Source organism: Halonotius roseus (assembly GCF_006861655.1).
Taxonomy (GTDB): Archaea; Halobacteriota; Halobacteria; order Halobacteriales; family Haloferacaceae; genus Halonotius; species Halonotius roseus.
The window spans coordinates 176,915-199,492 of the sequence record NZ_SESI01000004.1; the positions used below are offsets into that span (position 1 = coordinate 176,915).

24 protein-coding genes are annotated in these 22,578 nt (G+C 63.1%); 22 read left to right on the forward strand and 2 right to left on the reverse strand.

Translation table 11 applies throughout. The features are described 5' to 3' along the window. Positions 1-19 precede the first annotated feature (19 nt). The 13 genes from aroA (at position 20) to EWF95_RS12975 (ending at position 13,900) form a co-directional block, all read left to right on the forward strand. Complete coding sequence (gene aroA / locus EWF95_RS12915; RefSeq protein ID WP_142444500.1) at positions 20-1,357, forward strand: 3-phosphoshikimate 1-carboxyvinyltransferase; 1,338 nt, start codon at positions 20-22, stop codon at positions 1,355-1,357. Positions 1,358-1,399: 42 nt separating this feature from the next. Continuing rightward, on the forward strand, positions 1,400-2,014 hold the full coding sequence (locus EWF95_RS12920) for a hypothetical protein (protein ID WP_142444501.1): 615 nt from the start codon (positions 1,400-1,402) through the stop codon (positions 2,012-2,014). 54 nt (positions 2,015-2,068) lie between these two features. Beyond that, a complete protein-coding gene (gene aroC, locus EWF95_RS12925) occupies positions 2,069-3,259 on the forward strand; it encodes a chorismate synthase (RefSeq protein WP_142444502.1) in 1,191 nt (396 codons plus the stop codon). A gap of 377 nt (positions 3,260-3,636) precedes the next feature. Beyond that, the gene (locus EWF95_RS12930; protein WP_142444503.1) at positions 3,637-5,535 is read left to right on the forward strand and encodes a 2-oxoacid:acceptor oxidoreductase subunit alpha; all 1,899 of its coding nucleotides are present in this window, start codon (positions 3,637-3,639) and stop codon (positions 5,533-5,535) included. A 2-nt stretch (positions 5,536-5,537) separates the two neighbouring features. After that, entirely contained in the window at positions 5,538-6,476 is a 939-nt protein-coding gene (locus tag EWF95_RS12935) for a thiamine pyrophosphate-dependent enzyme (protein ID WP_142444504.1), read from the forward strand. A 91-nt stretch (positions 6,477-6,567) separates the two neighbouring features. Then, positions 6,568-6,996 (forward strand): HTH-type transcriptional regulator LrpA1, encoded by a 429-nt coding sequence (gene lrpA1, locus EWF95_RS12940; protein WP_142444505.1) that lies wholly within the window; start codon positions 6,568-6,570, stop codon positions 6,994-6,996. Positions 6,997-7,908: 912 nt separating this feature from the next. Continuing rightward, entirely contained in the window at positions 7,909-8,298 is a 390-nt protein-coding gene (locus tag EWF95_RS12945; RefSeq protein WP_142444506.1) for a DUF5805 domain-containing protein, read from the forward strand. Further along, positions 8,295-9,353 (forward strand): tyrosine-type recombinase/integrase, encoded by a 1,059-nt coding sequence (locus EWF95_RS12950; RefSeq protein ID WP_142444507.1) that lies wholly within the window; start codon positions 8,295-8,297, stop codon positions 9,351-9,353. Before EWF95_RS12945 ends, EWF95_RS12950 begins: the two co-directional genes overlap by 4 nt. A 195-nt stretch (positions 9,354-9,548) precedes the next feature. Further along, entirely contained in the window at positions 9,549-10,445 is an 897-nt protein-coding gene (locus tag EWF95_RS12955) for a hypothetical protein (RefSeq protein ID WP_142444508.1), read from the forward strand. Further along, positions 10,442-11,800, forward strand: coding sequence for a YcaO-like family protein (locus tag EWF95_RS12960; protein ID WP_142444509.1), 1,359 nt, complete (start codon positions 10,442-10,444; stop codon positions 11,798-11,800). Before EWF95_RS12955 ends, EWF95_RS12960 begins: the two co-directional genes overlap by 4 nt. 24 nt (positions 11,801-11,824) lie before the next feature. Beyond that, positions 11,825-12,619 carry a SagB/ThcOx family dehydrogenase gene (locus EWF95_RS12965; RefSeq protein ID WP_142444510.1) on the forward strand — a complete coding sequence of 265 codons (795 nt, stop codon included), beginning with the start codon at positions 11,825-11,827 and terminating at the stop codon, positions 12,617-12,619. A 66-nt stretch (positions 12,620-12,685) separates the two neighbouring features. Further along, a complete protein-coding gene (locus tag EWF95_RS12970; protein WP_142444511.1) occupies positions 12,686-12,925 on the forward strand; it encodes a hypothetical protein in 240 nt (79 codons plus the stop codon). A 72-nt stretch (positions 12,926-12,997) separates the two neighbouring features. Then, the gene (locus EWF95_RS12975; RefSeq protein WP_142444512.1) at positions 12,998-13,900 is read left to right on the forward strand and encodes a ZIP family metal transporter; all 903 of its coding nucleotides are present in this window, start codon (positions 12,998-13,000) and stop codon (positions 13,898-13,900) included. An 11-nt stretch (positions 13,901-13,911) separates the two neighbouring features. Here the strand turns inward: EWF95_RS12975 and EWF95_RS12980 are convergent, their stop codons facing one another. Continuing rightward, positions 13,912-14,340 (reverse strand): CopG family ribbon-helix-helix protein, encoded by a 429-nt coding sequence (locus EWF95_RS12980; RefSeq protein ID WP_142444513.1) that lies wholly within the window; start codon positions 14,338-14,340, stop codon positions 13,912-13,914. Between the two features lie 224 nt (positions 14,341-14,564). Between EWF95_RS12980 and EWF95_RS12985 the strand changes: the two genes are divergently transcribed. From EWF95_RS12985 to EWF95_RS12995, 3 genes are read left to right on the forward strand one after another with little or no spacing between them, the layout of a single operon-like run. Continuing rightward, on the forward strand, positions 14,565-14,834 hold the full coding sequence (locus EWF95_RS12985) for a glutaredoxin family protein (protein ID WP_142444514.1): 270 nt from the start codon (positions 14,565-14,567) through the stop codon (positions 14,832-14,834). After that, positions 14,834-15,373, forward strand: a complete 540-nt coding sequence (locus EWF95_RS12990; protein ID WP_142444515.1) for a redoxin domain-containing protein — start codon at positions 14,834-14,836, stop codon at positions 15,371-15,373. The genes EWF95_RS12985 and EWF95_RS12990 overlap by 1 nt, the downstream gene beginning before the upstream one ends. A 42-nt stretch (positions 15,374-15,415) precedes the next feature. Beyond that, positions 15,416-15,970 carry a hypothetical protein gene (locus tag EWF95_RS12995; protein WP_142444516.1) on the forward strand — a complete coding sequence of 185 codons (555 nt, stop codon included), beginning with the start codon at positions 15,416-15,418 and terminating at the stop codon, positions 15,968-15,970. A gap of 24 nt (positions 15,971-15,994) precedes the next feature. Here EWF95_RS12995 and guaB read toward each other — a convergent pair whose 3' ends face one another. Beyond that, complete coding sequence (gene guaB / locus EWF95_RS13000) at positions 15,995-17,479, reverse strand: IMP dehydrogenase (RefSeq protein ID WP_142444517.1); 1,485 nt, start codon at positions 17,477-17,479, stop codon at positions 15,995-15,997. 156 nt (positions 17,480-17,635) lie between these two features. On the opposite strand from guaB, the gene EWF95_RS13655 reads away from it, so the two are divergent. From EWF95_RS13655 to EWF95_RS13025, 6 genes are all read left to right on the forward strand, one after another. Beyond that, positions 17,636-17,812: a hypothetical protein gene (locus tag EWF95_RS13655; RefSeq protein ID WP_185911789.1), complete on the forward strand. Its 177-nt coding sequence runs from the start codon at positions 17,636-17,638 to the stop codon at positions 17,810-17,812. A gap of 5 nt (positions 17,813-17,817) precedes the next feature. Further along, positions 17,818-18,642, forward strand: coding sequence for a DUF5794 domain-containing protein (locus EWF95_RS13005; protein ID WP_142444518.1), 825 nt, complete (start codon positions 17,818-17,820; stop codon positions 18,640-18,642). Between the two features lie 185 nt (positions 18,643-18,827). Further along, positions 18,828-20,870, forward strand: a complete 2,043-nt coding sequence (locus EWF95_RS13010) for a MutS-related protein (protein WP_142444519.1) — start codon at positions 18,828-18,830, stop codon at positions 20,868-20,870. Positions 20,871-20,928: 58 nt separating this feature from the next. Next, positions 20,929-21,705, forward strand: coding sequence for an alpha/beta fold hydrolase (locus EWF95_RS13015; RefSeq protein ID WP_142444520.1), 777 nt, complete (start codon positions 20,929-20,931; stop codon positions 21,703-21,705). A 137-nt stretch (positions 21,706-21,842) separates the two neighbouring features. Continuing rightward, a complete protein-coding gene (locus EWF95_RS13020; protein WP_142444521.1) occupies positions 21,843-22,109 on the forward strand; it encodes an AbrB/MazE/SpoVT family DNA-binding domain-containing protein in 267 nt (88 codons plus the stop codon). 4 nt (positions 22,110-22,113) lie between these two features. Next, the gene (locus tag EWF95_RS13025) at positions 22,114-22,512 is read left to right on the forward strand and encodes a PIN domain-containing protein (protein WP_142444522.1); all 399 of its coding nucleotides are present in this window, start codon (positions 22,114-22,116) and stop codon (positions 22,510-22,512) included. The last annotated feature ends 66 nt before the right edge of the window (positions 22,513-22,578 follow it).

Genomic DNA, 22,578 nt, shown 5'->3' on the forward strand with positions numbered 1-22,578 from the left:
CGTGGTCGTATGGGCCGGTATGGACGTTCACATCTCGCCATCATCCGTTTCGGGAACGGCGCGTGCTCCACCCTCGAAGAGCTACACCCATCGGGCGATCCTGGCGGCCGGCTACAGCGACGAGGCGACCATCTACGACGCACTCGACAGTGCCGACCCGCGGGCGACCCAACGCGCGGTCAACGCCTTCGGCGGCGATGTCACGGTGGTCGGCGACGACGGTGCCTTGCGGATCACGGGCTTTGACGGGACTCCCTATGTCCCGGATGATGTCATCGACTGCGGCAACAGCGGGACGACGATGCGGCTGGTCACCGCGACGGCCGCCCTCGCCGATGGGCTGACCGTCCTGACCGGCGATGACTCGCTTCGCTCGCGGCCGCAGGGGCCGCTGTTGTCCGCGCTCACGGAGCTGGATGCCCGCGCCGAAAGCACCCGCAACAACGGCCAGGCCCCGCTTGTCGTCGGCGACTCCCTTGACGGCGGCACGGTCGCCATCCCAGGCGACATCTCCTCGCAGTATATCTCGGCGTTGCTCATGGCCGGGGCAGTGACCGACGAGGGGATCGAACTCGAACTCACGACCGAGCTCAAATCCGCGCCGTACGTCGATATCACCTTAGAGGTGCTCGACGACTTCGGCGTGACAGCCGAACCGGTCGGCACCAACGGCGAGGATGGCGTCCGCTCGGCCGGGGCGGATGGGTTCGTCGTCGAGGGCGGCCAGGGGTACGCGCCGGCCGGCGGCGAGTACCACGTTCCCGGTGACTTCTCCTCGATGTCATACCTGCTGGCTGCGGGCGCGGTCGCCGCGAGCGACGGCGGGTCGGTCATCGTCGAGGGAGCCCAGCCGAGCGCGCAGGGTGACAGCGCGATCGTCGATATCCTCGACCGGATGGGTGCTGACATCTCGTGGCACACAGACAGAGGGACGATCACCGTCTCGGGGTCGTCGCTGTCGGGGACGACCGTCGACGTGGGCAACACGCCGGATCTGTTGCCGACGATCGCCGTGCTTGGGGCGGTCGCCGACGGCGACACCGTCATCGAAAACTGCGAGCACGTTCGCTACAAGGAGACCGATCGCGTGAGCGCGATGGCGACTGAGCTCGAAGCACTCGGCGCGTCACTCACCGAGGAGCAGGCGACGCTGACGATCCACGGCGGCGACTCCGAGCTGAGCGGCGCGACCGTCGAGGGGTATCACGACCACCGGGTGATCATGTCGCTTGCGGTCGCCGGTCTCGTCGCCGACGGCGACACAACGGTGACCGGTGCCGACCACGTCGCCGTCTCGTTCCCTGACTTCTTCGAGGTGCTGTCGGATCTGGGTGCCACCATCGATCGCACCGAGTAATCGCCCCAGCACGTTTTTGTCATCGCCTGTGATGTAGCCGATATGGATCCGGCTGGTGGACTGACACTGCTGACCGCGGGGATCCCGGGGGTTCCGGGGCCGGCAGAGCTCGTTGCGGTTGGTGATCTCGTGGTACGTGTCATTGTCGCCATCAGCTATCTGTCGGTAACGCTGTTCGTCGGCGCGATGTTGGTCTCCAACGCCGGCGAGCGAACCCGAGCTGTCGGCGAGGAAATTCGACAGCACCCCGTCGAATCTGGAGGCTTCGGTGTCGGGACAGTCGTTGCCTGCGTGGCCGGCTATCTACTCGTGGGCGTTACTGCTGCGGGGCTCGCCGAGCTTGGCGCGCCCGCCCAGGTCGGGATCCTCGTGTTGATACCACTGGTAGTCGGCGTGATCGGCCTTGTCATTGCGACCGCCCTCGGACAGCTCGTCGTCGGCATCATCCTGTTGCGCCGCTTCAGCGAGGACGGGCGACCGAATCTCTGGGGGGCACTCATTGTCGGCACGGTTGTCGTGGGGATGGCGGCGATCCTCCCGGTCGGCAACCTGGTGGGGGTTGCCGTAACCGTGCTGGCAATCGGTGGCGTGACCCGTCGACTATGGCGCGCCAACACCGACCGCCTCTCGACCCTCCGAGACAGGCTCCTAGAGTGAGCACGCTGCCGACGGACTGCAAGGTTCAAATGCTCCGGGGTCCAGAGACCGATAATGAACGGCAATCGGTTCGGCCGGCTCTTTCAGGTGACGACCTACGGCGAGAGCCACGGGAAGGCGATGGGCGTGACGATCAGCGGCTGTCCGGCTGGGGTTGATCTCGACACCGAGGCGGTACAGGCGGAGCTCGACCGCCGCAAACCCGGCCAGTCGATGATCACGACCTCTCGCGGCGAGCCCGACGATGTGACGATCAACTCCGGGCTGCAGGACGGCTACACAACCGGGACGCCGATCGGGATGGTCATCGAAAACAAGGACGCCCGCTCGGGCAAGTACGAACCCTTTGTCACCGCACCGCGACCATCACACGGCGATTACACCTACTCCGCGAAATTCGGGACGCGGAACTGGGGTGGCGGTGGTCGCTCCTCGGCCCGCGAAACGGTCAACTGGGTCGCCGCCGGCGCGGTCGCCAAACAGGTGCTCGAACAGAGCGACTACGACGTACAGGTCAAAGCGCACGTCAATCAGGTCGGCGACATCAAGGCACCCCCGGTCAGCTTCGAGGAGATGCTCGAACACACCGAGAACAACGAGGTGCGGTGTGCCCATCCCGAAACCGCCGAACAGATGCGTGATGCGATCGACGAATACCAGCAGGAAGGCGACTCCATCGGCGGCTCGGTATACTTCGAGTGTCGCGGTGTTCCCCGGGGGCTCGGCGCGCCACGGTTTGATTCGTTCCCGTCGCGGCTTGGGCGGGCGATGTTTGCGATCCCGGCGACGACAGCGTTCCAGTTCGGCAAGGGGCGTGACGCCCGAACGATGCGCGGCAGCGAGCGCAACGAAGACTGGGAGTTCGATGACGGCGACGCCCATCCCGAAACCGTCAGCGACGAGGGCGATCCCGTCCCCGTCGGCAACGATCACGGCGGCCTCCAAGGTGGGATCACGACCGGCGAACCCATCTACGGCGAGGCGACCTGGCACGCGCCGACGAGCATTCCTAAAGAGCAGACGACCGCCGACTGGGAGACCGGCGAGCGGAAGGATGTCCAGGTCGTTGGCCGCCACGATCCGGTGTTGATGCCGCGAGCGGTGCCGGTCGTTGAGGCGATGCTGAATCTGACGATCCTGGATTTCATGCTCTTGGACGGCCGAATCAACCCAGATCGACTCGACGACCAACCTGGAACATACGATACCGACTACCATCCGCGAAGCCCCGACAATACTGAGTAGTCCGACGCCGGTCACAGCGACCGGGCGGCACGGCGACGATCAAATACCATATTTCTGTCAGACTGATACTCACGGCGACACAGCGAGCGACAACCCCCTCAGCGGGTGGGTGATCGATACCAGCCGAGCGGCACACAGTGCGTACTGGTCGGAGCCACCAAATCACGGTGTTTGTCCCGTTCAGAGAGCCCTTTCGAGTTGGTGTGTGAGGCAGCCGTGTCCGATTGTGGAATCCCCTGAATTCGCCTTGCTTGTGAACGAACATCCACAATTAGCGGTTCTTCATGATCTTTCCTTGCTAATGCATAGCAAACTCTTTTACCCGGGGCTAGCATTTTCCCCATACTAGTGGCCCAGTGGGGCCGTGACAGCAACCTATGACTGATAATGAATTCATCTGGCGAATTGCCGGCGGCTCCGGAGACGGGATCGCCTCAACGAGTCAGAACTTTGCCAAAGCGTTGATGCGTTCGGGCTTGGACGTATTCACACACCGACACTATCCCTCGCGGATCCGCGGTGGTCACACCTACACCGAGATCCGTGCCGCGGCGGAGCCGGTGAAATCCCGTGGTGACGGCTACAACTTCCTGCTGGCTCTGGGTGACTCCTTTGCCCGCAACCCACAGGAGGATGCCTACTACGGCAACGAGGAGATCAAACCGCTCGCGGAGAATCTCGATGAGCTCCGTGAGGGTGGCGTCATCGTCTACGACTCGGGGCTGCTCGATGCGAGCGAGATCGAGGACTTCGACGCCCGTGTCGAGGAAAACAACTGGCACGTCTACGACATCGACCTTCGAAACATGGCTCGGGATGTCGGCCGTGAGGTCATGCGCAACACCGCCGGTGTCGGCGTGACCTGCGCGCTGGCCGGGATCGACCTCCACTGGATCGAGGAGCTCATGTCGGATGCGATGCCGGAGAAGATCCTTGAACCAAACCTCGAGATCCTGAATAAGGCTCACGACATGATCATCGAGGAGTACGATGTCGACGCCGTCGACGTGACGGTGCCGGAAGGCAGCCACGACGAGGAGCAGGTGCTTATGTCGGGCTCCGACGCCATCGCCTACGGCTCCCTCGATGAGGGCTGTCGGTTCATCGCGGGCTACCCGATGACGCCGTGGACCGAGGTCTTCACCATCATGTGCCAAAACCTCCCGGAGGTCGGCGGGATCTCCGAGCAGGTCGAAGACGAGATCGCCGCGGCCGCGCTCGCAGTCGGCGCGAGCCACGCCGGCGCGAAGGCGATGTCCGGCTCCTCCGGTGGCGGCTTCGCGCTGATGAGCGAACCGCTCGGCCTCGCGGAGATGACCGAAACGCCGGTCGTCCTCATCGAGGCGATGCGGGCCGGCCCCTCGACCGGGATGCCGACGAAACCCGAACAGGCGGATCTCGAACACGTGCTGTACACCTCACAGGGTGACTCCCAGCGCGTCGTCTTCGCACCGGGAACGGTCGAAGAGGCCTACACGCAGACGCGGCGGGCCTTCCAGATCGCCTACGAGTACCAGATCCCGGCGATCGTCCTCTACGACCAGAAGCTCGGCGGCGAGCTCGTCAGCCTCCCAGCCTCGCACTTCGACGAGGAACCCAACCCCTCGCTTGGCTCAACGCTCACCGAGGCCGAGCTCGAAGAAGCACCCCACGACGACAGCGGGAAGTACAGCCGCTTCCAGCACGATATCGAAGACGGTGTCAGTCCGCGGTCGATCCCCGGCCAGAAGGGTGGTCGCTTCCTTGCGACAGGAAACGAACACACCCCTGAGGGACATATCGCCGAAACACCGTCGAACCGTGTCGCCCAGATGGATCGGCGAACCCAGAAGCTTGAGGCGATCGCGGCTGATCTGGCCTCCCAAGACGAGAGCCACCAGACCTACTACGGGCCAGACGAGGCCACCTACGGGCTGATGACCTTCGGCAGCCAGCAGGGCACCGTCGAAGAGGCTGTCGACATGCTCAACGATCAGGGCTACTCCGTGAAAGCGCTCGGCGTCTCCGATATGGCTCCTTACCCGGTCGAGGAGGTCAGTGAGTTCATCGAAAGTGTCGACGAGGTGCTCGTCGTTGAGATGAACGCCTCCGCACAGTTCCGTGGGCTCACTCAGAAGGAGCTCGGTCAGTACGGCGAGAAGCTGTCGAGCCTTCTGAAGTACAACGGGAACCCCTTCGAACCGCTTGACATCGTCGAGGGCTTCGAAACGACGATCATCGAGGGCGGCGAGCTCTCCGGGCCCGAAACCAAATTCGTTCCAGCAGCAGGTGATTAATCATGAGTGCATTCTCAGCAATCGGTGACGGACAGCCAACCGACCAAGACGACTACACGCCGGAACTCGAACCGCAGGCCACATGGTGTCCCGGCTGCGGTGACTTCGGCGTCCTCAAAGCACTGAAAGGTGCCGCCGAGGAACTCGGGAAATCCCCCGAGGAGATGCTGTTGTGTACCGGGATCGGTTGTTCCGGCAAGCTCAACAGCTACTTCGACAGCTACGGCTTCCACACGATCCACGGTCGCTCGCTGCCGGTCGCCCGTGCGGCCAAGCTCGCCAATCCAGGCGTTGAGGTGATCGCCGCCGGCGGCGACGGTGACGGCTACGGGATCGGCGGGAACCACTTCATGCATACCGCCCGCGAGAACCACGACATGACCTACATCGTGTTCAACAACGAGATCTTCGGCCTCACGAAGGGCCAGACCTCGCCGACGAGCCCGAAAGGTCACAAGTCGAAAACGCAGCCCCATGGCAGCGCGAAGGAGCCGCTTCGGCCGCTCAGCCTCTCGCTGAACGCCGGTGCGTCCTACGTTGCCCGGACGGCCGCGGTCAACCCGAACCAAGCCAAGGAGATCCTCGTCGAGGCGATGGAACACGACGGGTTTGCCCACGTGGACTTCCTCACGCAGTGTCCGACATGGAACAAGGACGCCAAGCAGTACGTCCCCTACATCGATGTCAACGACTCCGACGACTACGAGTTCGACAAAACGGATCGGCGTGAGGCCGCCGACATGATGGCTGAAACCGAGAACGCCCTCCACGAGGGGAAGGTGCTTACCGGTCGGTACTACGTCGACAAGGAGCGGATCTCCTACACCGAAGAGAAACAGGCGATCGGCGAGATGCCGGAGGAACCGCTGGCCGAGCGGTACTTCGATGACTCCTACGAGTGGGAGCGATCCGCCGACCTGTTCCTCGACAAACACAAATAACTGTCACGAACCCCCACGCTGCGGCGTTTACGCAGTCCAAATCGGTTTTTTCGTTCGCAAGGTATTTTTTTATCGAAACGAAACCGTACGTATGAGCACGACAGCGACCGAAGACCGTATTCTCTCGGTGTTGGAGGATGATGCCCAGGCCTCCTACGCCGAGATCGCCGAGCGGGCTGAGGTGTCGAAACCCACGGTGCGGAAGTATATCCAACAGCTCGAAGAGGAGGGTGTAATCGTTGGCTACTCCGCTGAGGTCGACCCAAAGAAGCTCTCCTCACAGAGCATCGCCATGGTCGGTGTCGACGTCGCCAGCGAGCTCTACGTTGAGGCGACACGGGCACTCAAAGGGTTGGAGTCGATCGAGGCGTTGTACAGCTCCTCGGGCGACCACATGTTGATGGCGGAGGTTCGCGCTCAAGACGGAGACTCCCTCGGCGACGTGATCAGCGAAGAGATCCTCTCTATCGAGGGCGTTACCGCCGCCCATCCCTCGTTTTTGCAGGAACGACTGAAATAGTCGCTCGGGTGCTGTTGGTTTCAATCGATTTCATATCGGGGTCGATCCGGCGAAATATCTCTGCGAATTTTGTATAGCGGCATGCAATTTATGTGATGGTGGCTGGACGATCCCAACGTCCATCAACAAGCAATCTGTTGCTCTCAGTAGGTAGCGATTACCGATCAGCACTGATTGAGCACCAACTGGCGTAGTCCGGTCAGCTTTCACAGGCGAGTCTGACGATGGCTTACAATCGGGTATCGACAAGTCGAGACCGGCTGATGGTGTGGTCACTTCTGGGTACTATGACCCGAATGTCTTTCGTCGACGTTCTGCGACAGTGGGTTCGTGGCTTCAGCTGGCAGTGTCAATTGACGACAGCGCGGTAGTCGGCTGGTCGATCACTCACCCTAACCCTCGAAATACACCGATTTTCCGCGACCAGAGGTCGAAATCTGGAAGACCGAAACATCGCGCCTCAAAGGCGTTCAACAGCTCGTGTCGGCACAAGCGAACCCTTCTCCCGAATGTGCACCAGCGCGCTGACCGATTTGTGAGCCCTTAGCTGAACGCGCATCACAAGTCGATAACGACCGGGCAGCAGGCAGCTACGCCGCCAAGTCTCGGCCGCCACAGAAAATACGTTCCCACCTCCATCCCATCCAATCGGCTGAGCGTTACAGAGATCGTTGCCGATGATGACATCGATTGCGGTCACAAATCAAACCGCATCCGCAGCGACCCCGTAATGGAAGTATCCTATAGCTTCAGCATCATTTCTATCTATCGTCTTATCTATACACATAGAAGAGGTTATTTTGTCGATATATGCATATCAACACCTGTTTAGTAAATACAGATCAGCGGATAAGATCCCTTATCAGCAGTAGTGTGGGTAGATTCAAGTAGCTGTTTTGCATACCCTGTTCCATGGCTGCTGACGACCAAAGTGACCGAGCGCGTGTCGTCACCTACGTCCCGACACGACAAAAAACCGAGTGGACAGAACACGCCGAAAAGCTGGACATGAGTCAGGCGGAGTTTGTCCGAACGATGGTGCAAGCCGGCCGGAAGGATTTCACAGTTGAATCCGGAGCTGTGGAACCCACTTCTAACACCACAGACCCTTGGGGTGACGACCTCGAAACACGGGTGCTGGAGGTTCTCGAATCGAACGGGTCGCTATCCTGGGAGCAGCTGGTCGAGACACTCTCAGGTGATTTTGAGGATCGCCTCGAATCCTGTCTCGATTCGCTGCAGGCGGACGATCGGATCCGCTACAGCGGCCGCAACGGCGGCTACACGAGGGTCGACCCATGAGTACCACCGCAACCACCGACGATCCGGATGACCCGATCGCGTACTTCCTCGAAGATCTCACCTATCACGGGAAAACCGAACGCACACGCGACGCCTACGGCCGCGTACTCCGGCGGTTTGAGACGTTTCTGTCCGATGCAGATCGCAACGCGACCGGACGCCCGCTGGCTCCCTCGGAGGCAACCCACCGAGACTGCATGGCGTGGGTTCACAGCCTTCGCGGGACGGTCACCGACAGCACGATCGCCAGCTACGCCGCCTATCTCCACCGATTTTACGCCTACATGACCCAGGTTGGGGTCTTCGAGTCGAACCCGATGACGCTTGTCGTCGAGGAGCTGGATGAAACCATCGAGAAGGATCCCTCCCGGCGAGAGATCAGCATCGACCGCATGCGGTCGTTCGTCGCCGACATCCACCACCCGCTCGATCAGGCGTTGATCGTCACGCTGCTGAAAACCGGGATGCGGGTCGGTGAGCTCTGTAATCTCGATCTGCGAGATCTTGCTGTCGAGGATACAGAGATCGCGGAGGCCTTCGCCGTCGACCCGCGACCGCAGCTTGCGACCCGGCCGAACTCCCTGTATGTCGACAACGAGCCCGCGGTCGGCGCGAGCGTCAACGGCGAGGAGCGGACAGCCTCGAATAAACGCAAGCGGGCGACGGTGATCCCCGTCGATACGGAGCTTCGCGCCGTCCTCAAACGCTGGCTGGCGATCCGGCCGGACAGCCCGTCGCCGGCCGAGCCGCTGTTTGTCTACACCAGCGGTGAGTGGGGCCAGCGACTCACACCGCGGGCGGTGCGAACCATCGTTACCGACCACGCCGAGGCTGCTGGGTGGTATGACACCGGTGGCGATGCCGCTGACAACGTCACCCCGCACTACTTCCGACACTTCTTCACAACGCATCTGCGGGATCGCACGGGCGACCGTGGCGTGGTGAAATACCTCCGGGGCGACGTGGCCGACGACATCATCGACACCTACACACACAACTGGGGTGGGCAGGTCAGAGCAACCTATGAGAGCAATATCTATCGCGTATTATCATGACACAAACACGACCAGGAGGTTCGCGCTGTCCGACACCGAACTAATAAACCATATGCCGCTATAGAAAATTTCTGCGTTCGCCCGCCGACCGAGATAGGGGAGTTGAGCCGCTGAGCGCACACAGCAGGGCACTTTCCGCGAGAAATCAGCATCGACGCCCTGGATGTTATACGCCCACACGAGAACAGCACACCGATGGACTCCTATCCGGCGACGTACAGTCCGACGGGCTACGGCATCCACGACGACGAGGCGGTGGTTCGGACACCACACACGCTGAAAACCATCCAGGGTGACAACGTGACCGCGGTCTGTGAGCTGCTGGCAGCGATGGATGGAACCACGGCGGCACGCGATCTGCTCGATCGGCGGGATGAGTGGGACGCCGAAACCATCGAGTCGCTGTATGCGGCCGGGCTGGCCTACGACGCCCGAGCGATCCCGGACGAGCTTCAGGCCAACGACTGGGGAGGGTTGCTTGAGCCGATCCTTCCGGCCGTCTCGCAGGCTCGCCGCCAGGAACTCCCGGCAACGCTCACGGCACAGTCGGTTGGGGTCTTCGGCGAGCAGGAACCGGTTACTGGGGTATGTGATCGCCTGCGCGCGGCCGGCGTCTCAGTGACGACCCACGAACCGTCAGACACGCCGTCGACCGCGCCGGATGTGATCCTCCTGAGCGAAGCACTCGAACGGAGCCCAGCGTGGACGACGGCGAATGACCACTGGGCCGCCGCCTCGGCAACACTGGTGAAGACGCGGCTGACGGAAACGGGCTGGCGGCTCGGGCCGGTGCTCACGCCGACCGCCGGCGCCTGTTTGGACTGTGTGTACAGCCGCGTGGATGCGAACAAGGCAGGCGGCCGCCTCATCAGCGAGACAATCGGCGGCGACCCACCCTACCTGCGGGCCTACACCGACACCGTCACCGAGCTCATATTTCGCGCACTGCTCGGCGCGCTCCCACGGTATCTGGACGAACAGTTTGTTGTCTACGATCATTACGACGGCAATATTGAGACACCGCGTGTCTTTGCCAGCCCACACTGTGCGGTGTGTGAGCGAGCGACCCCTGCGGAGGGTGGGCATCGATGACCGAAGAGCTCACGATTACCGCGGTCGATAGCCATGTCGACACCGAGGCGGATAGCCACGTTGACACCGAGAGGCAAAGCGACCGCGAGCGACTCCAACAGATCGCGGAGCCAACGACGGGTATCATCACCGGCGTGCGGCGGGTGTCGGTGCCGCCGGATGAGCCGAGCGTCGAGAGCTACGTCGTCGAGCGGGAGGATTTCACCCCGTTTACCGATGGAAACCCAATGGGACACAGCGAGGGTGGCTGTGCGTTCACCAAGGACAGCGCGCTCGTCGCAGCCTACGGTGAGGCGATCGAACGCTACTGTGGCTGTCTCTACCGCGAGGAACACCTTCGGACAGCCGTCTTCAACGACCTCGCCGACCCCGCTCTCGATCCGACCAGGGTCGTCAACTTCGCAGCCCACCAGCGGGCAACGATGGACGGGGACACCGAGCTCTGTGGAACCGAGGATCAGATCGCGTGGGTTGCTGGTGTCGATCTCGAATCGGGGGCGACCACCCAGATCCCGGCACAGTTGGTGTATCTCTCCTATCCGCCGGCCGCCGAGCCGTTCATCCGCAACCCGATCTCAACGGGGCTGGCCGCCGGCCAGGATCGAGCGATGGCGATCGAAAACGGGCTAGCGGAGTGTATCGAGCGCGACGCGTTCATGCTCTACTATCTCACCGCCACCGAGCTGCCGCGGATCGCGCTCGATACCGTCCCACCGCGGATTCAACGCCTGTCTCGGCGTGTCACCGCCAATGGGTGTGAGCTGACGGTGTTGGACGCGACGACCGATCTCGGCGTCCCGGTCGCCATCGCGGTATGTATCGACCGCGCATGCCGACCGGCCGTCAGCGTCGCCGCGGCCGCGGGCCTGGATGCGGCGAGCGTGATCGAGGACGCGCTCGCGGAGGTGATACAGACGCGGCTAGCGACGATTCATCGGTTGGATGCCACCGACCGCACACCAGGAGAGATCGACCCCGCCGATATCGATTCGTTTGCGGAGCGGGGGCTGCTGTGGGCCGATCACGACCGGATCGCCGACCTGGCGTTTTGGATCGACAGCGAGCGAACAACATCGTTTGCTGGGTTTGCGTCCGACACGCCGACCAGCCTCGTCGATGCGGTCACAGATTCGGGGTACGACGCCTACGCGGTCGACGTGACGACACGGGAGATCGCGGCGTTGGACGTGACCGTCCAGCGGGTGATCGTCCCCCGGCTTCAGCCGCTGTATCTCGTCGAGCGGTTACGGTATCTTGGCGGGGGTCGACTCGAATCGGTTCCCGTCGAGATGGGGTATCGAACAACGCCGATCGATCCGGCTGCGATCAACACCGTCCCACACCCCTTCCCCTGACAATACCCAACACACCTCCTAACGATGCCTAATACACCCCCTACCGACACGATCCCGTTCGATGACACGGCGTTTGAGCACCTGTATGAGCTCTACCACAAGAACCTGCCACCGCTGTTGTCAGACGCCATGTTGGCCCCGAAGTCGACGACAACGCAGTCCTCGGCGTCGACCAAGGAGTACCGCCGGGCCGAGCGTGTCCCGCTTGCGTCCCCCGAAACCTCGGCTCTGTCGGCAGCCATCGCACAGCGAGCCTCGTATACCGACGCCACCGAGCGACGGCCGATCACCGACAGCGAGCTGGCGACGTTGCTGACGTACGCCTACGGTCCTATCCGCGACGCCGCTGGCGGCACGAACGCCGGCGACAGCCGTCGCCCTGTGGCCTCCGCGGGGGCGTGTTACCCGCTGGAGTTGTATCCGATCGTGCTTGATTCGCCGGATATCGAATCAGGGATCTACCACTACGCCGGCCACGAGGACGTACTTGAACAGCTCGACGCCGGCGACTACAGCGAGTGGCTTCGGGAGCACTGGACATGGATCACAGACGAGGCTGTTGCCGCAGCCATCGTGATCACAGCACGCTTAGGGTACTCAGCCGACCGGTACGGCGAGATGGCGTATCTGTTCGCCGCGATTGAGGCCGGCGCGGTCATCCAAACCCTCCAGCTGCTGGCGACCGAGCTTGGGATCGGCAGTCGCCCACACAACGGGCTGGACTACCCCGGGATCAACGAACAGCTCCAGCTTCCCAGCGATGAGTACCTGCTGTCGACGGTCGTGTTTGCCGGGCAGCCCCCCGGTGACAGCGGGTGAACACCATCGTCAACTCGTCGGCTACCGGCCCAATCATTTTACCGAAACGCGCCGAAGGCTGCTCGTATGGGAATCCAGATTCTGGATGGGCTCTCCTCGTGGGTTCGAGAACAGGTCGGGCCCGAGGCCGACAACCGAGGGGAGGCCGCCAACGAAGCCGACGGTGCTGACGACAGCGAGGCCGATATCGAGGAAGCCGATACCGACGACGATGCCGACGATACTGACACTGATGCCGGCGATAGCGACGCGCCCGCGTGCTGTTCGGCAGCCGGCAACACCGACGTAACGGTGGTCGACCCCTGAGCGGCACCCGCCGCTGTCGACCCAAACTCGGTTGCGACGGATTTATTCGCACCGAGGGGGTCGTTGTTTCCAGTGACTGCTAACTCGGACGCCAAAGTTAATAACTCGGTGCGTGCCGGGGCTCGCCTCGGGCTGCTGTCTGTCATCGGGCTTGTGGCCGCGTCCGTGGCCGCATTCGGGAGCCAGCGGTACGGGATCGCTGGTGTCGACGACTCCGTTCTGAAGGTTGTCGTCATCGGGTGGGTTGCCTGCGTGGCGATGGCCGGCGGCGCGTGGCTCGGCGCGCGGGCAAGCGAAACCGATCCCGTCGGCCTCGTCTGGGGATACGGGCTGGCCAGCGGCGCGATGATCATGAGCGCGGCGATGTTTCTCGTCCCACAGGCGATCGGCCTTGCTGGGGCGGTCGGCACGCCGCAGTTCGGCGGGATCGGCCTCGCGCTCGGCGTGATCCTCGGCTACAGCGCGCACACGATCGGCCACCGACTGACACATGTCGACCTCCCGCTGGATATCACCGCCACCCAAATTACGGTGCATGCCCTCTCGGCGGGGGCGATCATCGGCATCGTCTACGGCTCGATGCCGTCGCTCGGACTGTTGCTCGGGCTGGCGATCGTCTCACACAAGGGCCCAGCCGGCTACGCCGCCGCCCGCCGCCTCGCGCGTGACGATCGGTCGGCGGCGGTGCTGTTGTTGCCGGCGGCCGGCGTCGGGCTGACGGCGATCCCGACGGCCGTCCTGCCGGTTCCAGATCAACCGATCATCAACGCCGTTGTCTTCGGGTTTGCGGCCGGGATCTTTCTCCACGTCGCCATGGATTTCCTCCCGAAATGCGAAACCGGCAGCGAGATCGATCAGGTGCTGTCGCTGGAGGAAAACTCCCATCATCTCCTCGATCAGCTTCGAACCCATGCGGTCGCCAGCACGCTGCTGGGAAGCCTCGTCGTCGTCGCGGCGTGGGTTGCTGTCGGCTGAGCCGGAAGCGATCAGCTCATATCAGCCAGCGGGCCGAAATCGTCGACCGGCAGCACGGAGTAATCGACCGTCAGCGTATCCTTCGTAGCGCGGATCTGGCCGACGAACGCCGAGATCTCCTCTAAGGAGCCCTCAAGCACGAACAGCTCCATGCAGTGATGGCCGCCGACATGACTGTGAAAGTTCGCGGTGACAATCCCCTCGTGTTCGTGTCTGAGATGCATCATTTTCTCCTCAACGCTGGTCGTCTCATAATCGAACAACACGGTGACAACGCCCATCAGCTCGCGGCCTTCGAGCCGTTTGTCCTCGAACTCGCCCAACAGCGTCCGGCTGGCCTCGCGGACGACCTCGCTGCGACCGGTGTAGCCGTGGTCGTCGGCAAACTCATCGATCCGTTCGAGCAGCTCTTCTGGCATCGAGACGCTGACAACGCTCATATAACAACTGAGTGGCGACGAAATAATAACTATTAGCATCTTCGACCGCAATATCTCCGCCGCGTTGCTATCGCCAGTGTGACAGATAGGCACCAACAGAGGTGGATAGGCTCCCGCCGAGCTGCCGACCCAACCGCCGAGTGCAAGCTCACACGGCCGCCCCCGGTGTCACCAAGTCGGGCAACAGCGACATCTTTACCCCACTCTCAGCCCTACGGCGACCAATGAGCGACTCAGACGACACGGCACCGATCACGCTGTATCGGCTCCAGGCCTGTCCGTTCTGTGAACGGGTCGTCCGCAAGCTCGCGGACTACGACATCGACTACACCTCACGGTTTGTTGAACCGATGCACTCCGATCGCAACGCGGTCAAACGGCTCAGCGGCGCGCGAACCGTCCCCGCGATCGTCGACGACAACACCGGCGTGACGATGTCAGAAAGCGGTAACATCGTCGAGTATCTCGACAAGACGTACGGAGGTGCCGAGTAATGGATCTTGACTTCGATATCGTCGACCTCCCGGCAACCGACCACCCGACCGAGGGCGATGATGCCCCCGAGTTCACCCGCCCGCTGGTGACCGACGAATACTGGGAGGATGTGTCGCTGTCGTCGCTGCTCGATGGGGAGCCGCTGTTGTTGGTCTGTTACCCGATGGACGGCGCGTTTCCGGCGACGTACATCTGGAACGAGCTCCGGGATCGGGATTTCGAGGACACCTACCAGCTCACGATCGCCGGGCTGTCGATCTCGACGCCGTACGAGCATACGACGTTCATCGAGGAGCGCGGGATCGACACCCCGCTGTTCAGTGATCCAGCCAACGGCGTGGCCGAACAGTACGACATCGTCAACGATCTCGACGGGATGGCCGGGGTTGCCGAGCCACGACCCGCGGTGTTCCTGATCGACACCGACCAAACGGTTCGGTACGCCTGGGTTGCCGACGAGTGGCCGGCGTTCCCGCCGTACGATGAGCTTGAAGACGCCTTGGCGACCCACTGTGAGATGAAACCGCTCGGGCCGTAGGCGTCCATAACTGTCTTTCTGGGGGCACCCCTATCGATCGGTATGCAGATCCGCGATTGGCAGGACATCCTCTCGACGGTTGTCGACAGCGATCACGATCCCGAGGGCTGGCGGGCGATCGCCGGCCAGCGAGCCACGGGTGTCGGTGAGGATTTCTATCTCGGCCACCCAAACGGTGGGGTGTACCATCTCAAAACGTACGCGAAAAACCCGACCGAGCTCCGCGGCGTCGGCACGCAGATCGCCCGTAAGATCGACGACGAGATCGATCCGTTGTTGCCGCGCCGCGGCGACGACCCCGGGCGGTTTGCGATGCAACAGCCACCCAAAGATGAGTCCGACGCCGAATCGATTGCGTCACAGCTTGAATCGACCCTTCGGCACCACGCCGACGGTGAAGCCTCCGCCGAGCAGTTCTTTTCGGATGTGATGGATGCCGTCGACAGCCCGGCGTTCGGCCCGATGAAGTACGAGCTCAGCGAACGACCCGACCGCTTGGAGAACCTATCGGAGAGCTTCGAGGAGGCCGAGGAGCTGCTGAACGCGGAGCTGGATGAGCTGATCGAGGACGACGACGTTGGCCGCGGGTTCCACTGACAGCCGCCAACAGCCGTTCACCAGTTACTCGTCGGGGCTGTAGTTCGGTGCCTCGTCGGTGATCATCACGTCGTGTGGGTGGCCCTCGGTTTGGCCGGCCGACGAGACGCGGACGAACTCCGAGCGTTCCTTGAACTCGGGGATCGTTGCCGCACCGACATACCCCATCCCCGAGCGCATTCCACCAACAAGCTGGTGGAGCTCGGAGGCGAGCGTCCCTTTGTACGGGGTTGCGGCCTCGACACCCTCAGGAACGAACTCCTCGCCGTCCTCGTCGTCCTTGAGATAGCGGTCGCCGCCGCCGGATTTCATCGCGCCGACGCTGCCCATCCCGCGGTACTGCTTGTACTTCTTGCCGTTCATCGTGATGACGCGGCCGGGGGCCTCCTCGGTGCCCGCGAAATAGGAGCCAAGCATGACAGCGTCGGCACCCGCGGCGATCGCCTTGATCGCGTCGCCGGAGTACCGGATCCCGCCGTCGGCAATCACGGGTACGTCCTCCTGTGCAGCCACGTCGGCGACCTCGGCGACCGCGGTGATCTGTGGCATGCCCGCGCCGGTGACGACCCGGGTGGTACAGATCGAGCCCGGCCCGATGCCGACCTTGATCCCGTCGGCGAAATCGACGACCTCCGCGGCGGCCTCGCTGGTGCCGACGTTGCCGACGACCACGTCGGCCTCGACGGCGTCCTTGATCTCGCGGGCCGACTCGATGACGTTCAGGTTGTGGGCGTGGGCACAATCGATGAAGAGCACGTCCGCGCCGGCCTCGTCGGCGGCGGTCGCCCGATCGGTCTCGAAGGGGCCGACAGCGGCCCCACAGACCAGCTGGCCGTCGCCGTCGTGGGCGGCGTCCTGATTTTCGCGCCGCTGGAGGAGCCCCTGCATCGTGACCAGGCCGACGAGCGTGTCGTCGTCGTCGACGATCGGCACGCGCTCGATCTTGTACTCGTACATCAGCTCTAGGGCCTCGCGGGCCTCGATGTCGACGCCGGCGGTGATCACCTCATCGGTCATCGCCTCGCGTACCTCGTCGGTCTCGCCGACCTCAAGATACGGGCGGATATCGGTGCCGGAGATAATCCCGAGGACGGTATCGTCGTCGTCGACGACGGGCGCACCGGAGACACCCTCCTGGCCCATCATCGTATCCACCTCGGCGATCGTCTGCTCGGGGCTGGCGGTGACGACGTTCTCGCGATCGATCACCAGCTCGTCGGCGCGTTTGATGCGCTCGATCTCGGCGACCATCGTCTCGATATCCATGTTGCGATGGAGCACGCCGAGGCCACCCTCACGGGCCATCCCGATGGCGGTGTCGCTCTCGGTGACAGTATCCATCGCCGCCGAGAGGATCGGGATATTGAGCTCGACGTTCTTCGAGACACGGGTCGACACGTCGGCGTCGTCGGGTTCAATGCGACTCTCCTTCGGGCGGAGCAACACGTCATCGAACGTCAACGCCTCCGGTACCTCCAGTTTTTCCGAGAAGGGGCGGTCTGATTCCATATAAACCGTCGCCGTGGCCGGTGGAAAAACGTTGCGAGTCGCCCGCTCCGTGTGGTATCGCCACACTCACGTCCGCTGTGTCACGATATCGATCCGTGGCTATGGCGGTGTGTCCCACGGAACGTTTAACAGCGATCCGACCCTATCTCTCTATGTATGTACTCCCAGCTGAATCCCACGTCGCTTCGGGTTGCACAGCAGCGCGGCTCACCTGCTGGAACGAAGACATCAGCGACGTGGACGCTGTTTTCGGCGGTGCTGGGAGTCGGATTCGCTGTCGCCGGGAGCGTCCGGCGACGGGATCACCGTTCGGCCGATGGTGACGGCCCCTAACCCATATGAGCGTCTCGGAACACCCGGTTGCCCTCACCATCGAGCAGCGCGTCGGCGGTGCAACGACGCTGTTAGCGACGGTGATGGCACTGCCGCTGCTCGATGGGCTGTTTGTCGCCCTGTTGCTGGCCGGCACGCTGGAGACGCCGGGCGGGATGCTCGAAACCGGGCTGTTGGTCTTCGGCGGCTCGGCGACCGTCGCGGTCATCCTCGCGGAGTTAGACGAGGGTCGGTGGTCGATGGTGCGGTCGGTGCTGCTGATCGGCGCGGGACTGGTCCCCCTGGCCGCGCTGCAAGCCATAATCGCCCCAACCATCGAAAGTGCCCTTGAGCTGGCGATCTTCCAGCGATTTGCGGGGGTTGTCATCCTGGCGATCGCCGCCAGAACCGTCAGCGCGAAGCTGGGCGAACATCTCCCCCGCCCGGGCGTGATCATCCTGCTTGGGCTGCTCGCCAGCGTTCGGCCGGCGGCCGTGACCCTTGAGGTCGTTGTCGACGGCGAGCTGGTGGCGCGGGCGGCGATCACCGCCGCCATCGGCGTCGCCTTCGCGCTGGCGGTGGCTCTGGCCGCACCCACGCTCCGCGGCGTCGTTGATCTCGATCGGTTCCGGTTCGGGAGTGCCGTCGCCCTCGGCGTGTTTGCCCTGCCGGTTGTCGGTGTGCTCAACACCGACGCGCCGATCGCGCTGGCGGTGTTGGTCGTCTCGGGGCTGTTGGCCTACTCGCCCGATGGGGGCGAAGAGCCCGACGAGGACGCCGATGAGCCGCCGGAGTCGGCGACCGATACCGACTACGCACCGGAGGATACCGCCCGCGCGCCGTGGCTGTAGGTGCAGACCATGGCTGTAAGCGCACGCACCATGCTGTGAGCGCGAGCGACATGGCTGTAAGCGCACGCACCATGCTGTGAGCGCGAGCGACATGGCTGTAAGCGCACGCAGCGTGGCTGCGCAAGCGAGCGCGGCCGCGGCGTGACCCGTATTCTTTAGTCGTCGCCCCCGAGACTCGCAGGCGAATGGCGTTCGAATCGATCCCGGGTGTTGGCGAAAAGACCGCCAACGCCCTGGCCGAGCTTGACGATCCCGAAACCGCGTTACAGCAGGGTGATGTACTGACGCTGATGGACGCGCCGGGGATCAGCGAGGGGCGGGCGGCCGCCATCGCCCGCGGGGCGATCCGGCAGCGACACGACGATCCCGGCGGGCTGTTAGCGACCGACCAGGCCCGCGATCTGTACGACTCGATTCTCAAGCTCCTCCAAGAGCGTGCGGTCACCACCTACGCGAAAAAGCGGCTGGAAACGCTGTATCCCGCGACGAAGGAGTCCCGGATCGAGGAGGTCAGAGCGACCGTCGAGGACGCCCTCCAGCGGGAGCCGACACCCGAACTCCGCGAGGCATTGGCCGATGTCGCCCCGCTCGAATCGCCGTCCGGCCTTCGCGTCCGCGAGCGGTGTCTGGCGACGACCGACGCCGAACGGTACGCCGCCGCTCGGGAGGCGGTTCCCGAACTCTCGGCGGAGGTCGTCGACGACGGCCACGATATCGAGGAGCTCGCCCGGTCGTATTCGACGGTGATCGTGCTGGATGAGGCCTTCGCCGGCGGTGATTTCAGCGGCGACGTGCGGGTGCTGCCTGACGCACTGGAGTCGCCCGCGGATGTTGTCCCCGAACGCCTGCTGGCCTTTTTTGCCGAGAACCGTGGGACGCTGCTGGCGGCTGGCCGCGTTCATGAGGCAAGCGAGTTGGAGCCACCACTCGATCTTGATGCGCTCACCGAGAGCCTCTCGCGGGTCGACGAGGATGGCACCATCGTCGGCGATGAGGAGCTAGAGCGGTTGGCCACCGCTGTCGACGATCTCGACGCCGCGGTTGGAACCGCCGAATCCGTCGCCAACGACCATCTTCGAGACGCGATCAAAGAGCGGGATGTCACTATCGAGGGCCAGGATTTCCTCTCGTTGGTCGAACAGGGGGCCCGCGTCGACTCGCTGCTGGCGCGGGAGCTTGATGATGCCTTTGATGCCGCGCTCCAGAAGGCCCACGACCACCTCGTCGACAGCCTCGACCTCACCGGCCACGAGGCCGAGTTGGCCGACCACATCTTCGGCGGTGAGCCGACGTTTCCGGTGTCGCGGCGCGACGATGCCGTCTCGCGGCTCAACACCGAGCTGACGACCGCCCGCGACCGCCGGTCGGCCGAGCTGAAAGCCGATCTCGCCGACGAGCTTGCGGCACACAAACCTGCCGCCGAGGAGCTGGTTCGCAACGCGCTCGAACTCGATGTCGAGTTGGCGATCGCCGCCTTCGCCCGCGACTTCGACTGTACGATGCCGGAGTTCGTCGGCAACGCTGTTGACGATGATGAGGCTGCTGGCGACGATGGTGGTACCGATGATACTGATGACGCCGCGTCCAGGCCAGGATTCACCATCGAGGGCGGTCGCTCGCCGCTCCTCGATGTCGACTTCGCGGCCGTCGAGCCGGTCGATTACAGCGTCGAGGGCGTGACACTGCTATCGGGTGTCAACTCCGGCGGGAAGACTTCCCTGCTTGATCTGGTTGGGCTCATCGTCATCGCCGCCCAGATGGGGCTGCCGGTGCCAGCCGACCACGCCCAACTTTCTCGATTCTCCGAACTCCACTACTACGCCAAATCACAGGGCACACTCGACGCCGGAGCCTTCGAGAGCACGCTCCAGGATTTCGGCGATCTCGTCGCCGGTGCTGACGGCCGGCTCGTGCTCGTCGACGAGTTGGAGAGCATCACCGAACCGGGCGCGAGCGCGAAGCTCATCGCCGGCATCCTCGAAGCACTCGACCGACAGCAGACGGCCGCGGTCTTCGTCTCCCATCTGGCTCGTGAGATCCGCGAGGCTGCCGCCATCGACGTTGCTGTCGACGGGATCGAAGCCGTTGGGCTCGTTGACGGCGAGTTGGAGGTGAATCGGTCGCCCGTGAAAGACCAGCTGGCGCGGTCGACGCCCGAGCTGATCGTCGAGAAGCTGGCCGACGATGACGACGGCGAGTTCTATGAATCGCTGTTAGAGAAGTTCTGACCGGGCGATCACGACCACAATCGATCGATCCTTGTCGCTGGAGGGGACAGTCGACTGTATGGAAACGGTCACCGCAGCAGACGGCACCGAGATCGGATTCAACCGCCACGGCGAGGGCCCACCGCTGATCGCCCTCCACGGGAGTGCCTCCACCGGTGAGAGCCTCCAGCCGATCGTCTCCCAGCTTGCCGCCGACTACACGGTCATCGTCCCGGATCGACGCGGCCGCGGAGCCAGCGGCGACGGCGACGATCACAGCCTTGATCGAGAGGTCGAAGATCTACAGGCCATCGTCGACGCTGTCGACGGCGAGCCGGTGATCCTGGCCCACTCCTTTGGCGGGCTGGTCGCGCTGGCGGCCGCGCCATCGCTTACTATCAGCCGGCTCGTTCTCTATGAGCCGGCGGTCACGGTCGGCGAATCGGCCGACCCACCGCTGAGCGCGGGGGTGCGATCGCTGGCCGACGAGGGCAGCGACACCGAGGCGATGCGGCTGTTCTTCGAGGCCGGCAGCGGGATCCCAGACGTGACGGCGATGCCGTGGTGGCCCGAGCATATCAACATGGGCTGGGTCGACACGGTGATCCGAGAACTGGAGGCTGTTGAAGCCTTCGAGCTCCCTACACTTGACTTTGAGACGCCCACGCTACTACTGACTGGGGAATATGGCCCCGACCACCTCGCGGCGGGAGCCCGCGCTGTCAACGAGGCCCACGAGCAGAGTCGCCTCGTCGAAATCGAGGGGATTGGTCATCTTGGCCTGCTGTCGGAACCGGCGCATGTGGCGGAGTTAGTGACAACGTTTGCTGACGACCCCACTGCTGTCGGCCAGTAGCGATCTTCCTTACTCCTGTCGTCGCTACACGGTCGTCATCGGTATTTCGCTGATGTTCCACTGTGGGTTTCCTATCCCCATCCTCGACACCAACCATACGGGAAAATATTACGTAACACACGGTCGTATTGCTATTTATGGGAACGACAGCCGACGAACGAGGCCGGATCTATCTGCCGAAAGATGTGAGGGATCGGTACGGTGATCGCTACCGGATCGTCGAACTCCCGACGCACGTCGTGTTGCTACCGGTTGACGACGATCCAATCGAAGGGATTCACGACGCCGTCGGCGATGCGTTCGCGGACATCGATCCCGACGATATCGAGGGCAAATCGATTGCGACTGCGAAGGCCGAAATAGCAGCCGAGATCGACGACCGCGAACAACGGGCGTCAGAATAGCGGGATGTACGTCGAAACCGATTTTCTGATGGGATTGGCGAAACAGGACGACTGGCTGCAGGACAGCGTACTCGACGCGCTGGATGAGTACGAGGATATCCACACGTCGATCACTGCCTACACCGAATTTTTCATGCTCGCATACGATGAGGAGGCTGCCGACTACACCGTCGACATCGGGCGTGTCGTCGCCGACCTCGTCGAGCTAGTTCCCGTCCAACCGCCCGAACACGAGGAAGCGGTGCTCACTGCTGCGGTGCTCGCTGCCGAGCAGGGGTTCACCCCGTTCGACGCGATTCACGCCGGGGTTGCAATCGTCACCAACGAGTCGGTACTGACGACCGAGCAGGATTACGATGCTATCGAACTCGACCGGGTCCCGCTCGATGAATTCGGGTCGTAATCGAGGGGTATACTCCGAACCGAGGTCGGTTCGGCACTCGTTCCGCTGATTTTGCGGTACTTCGAG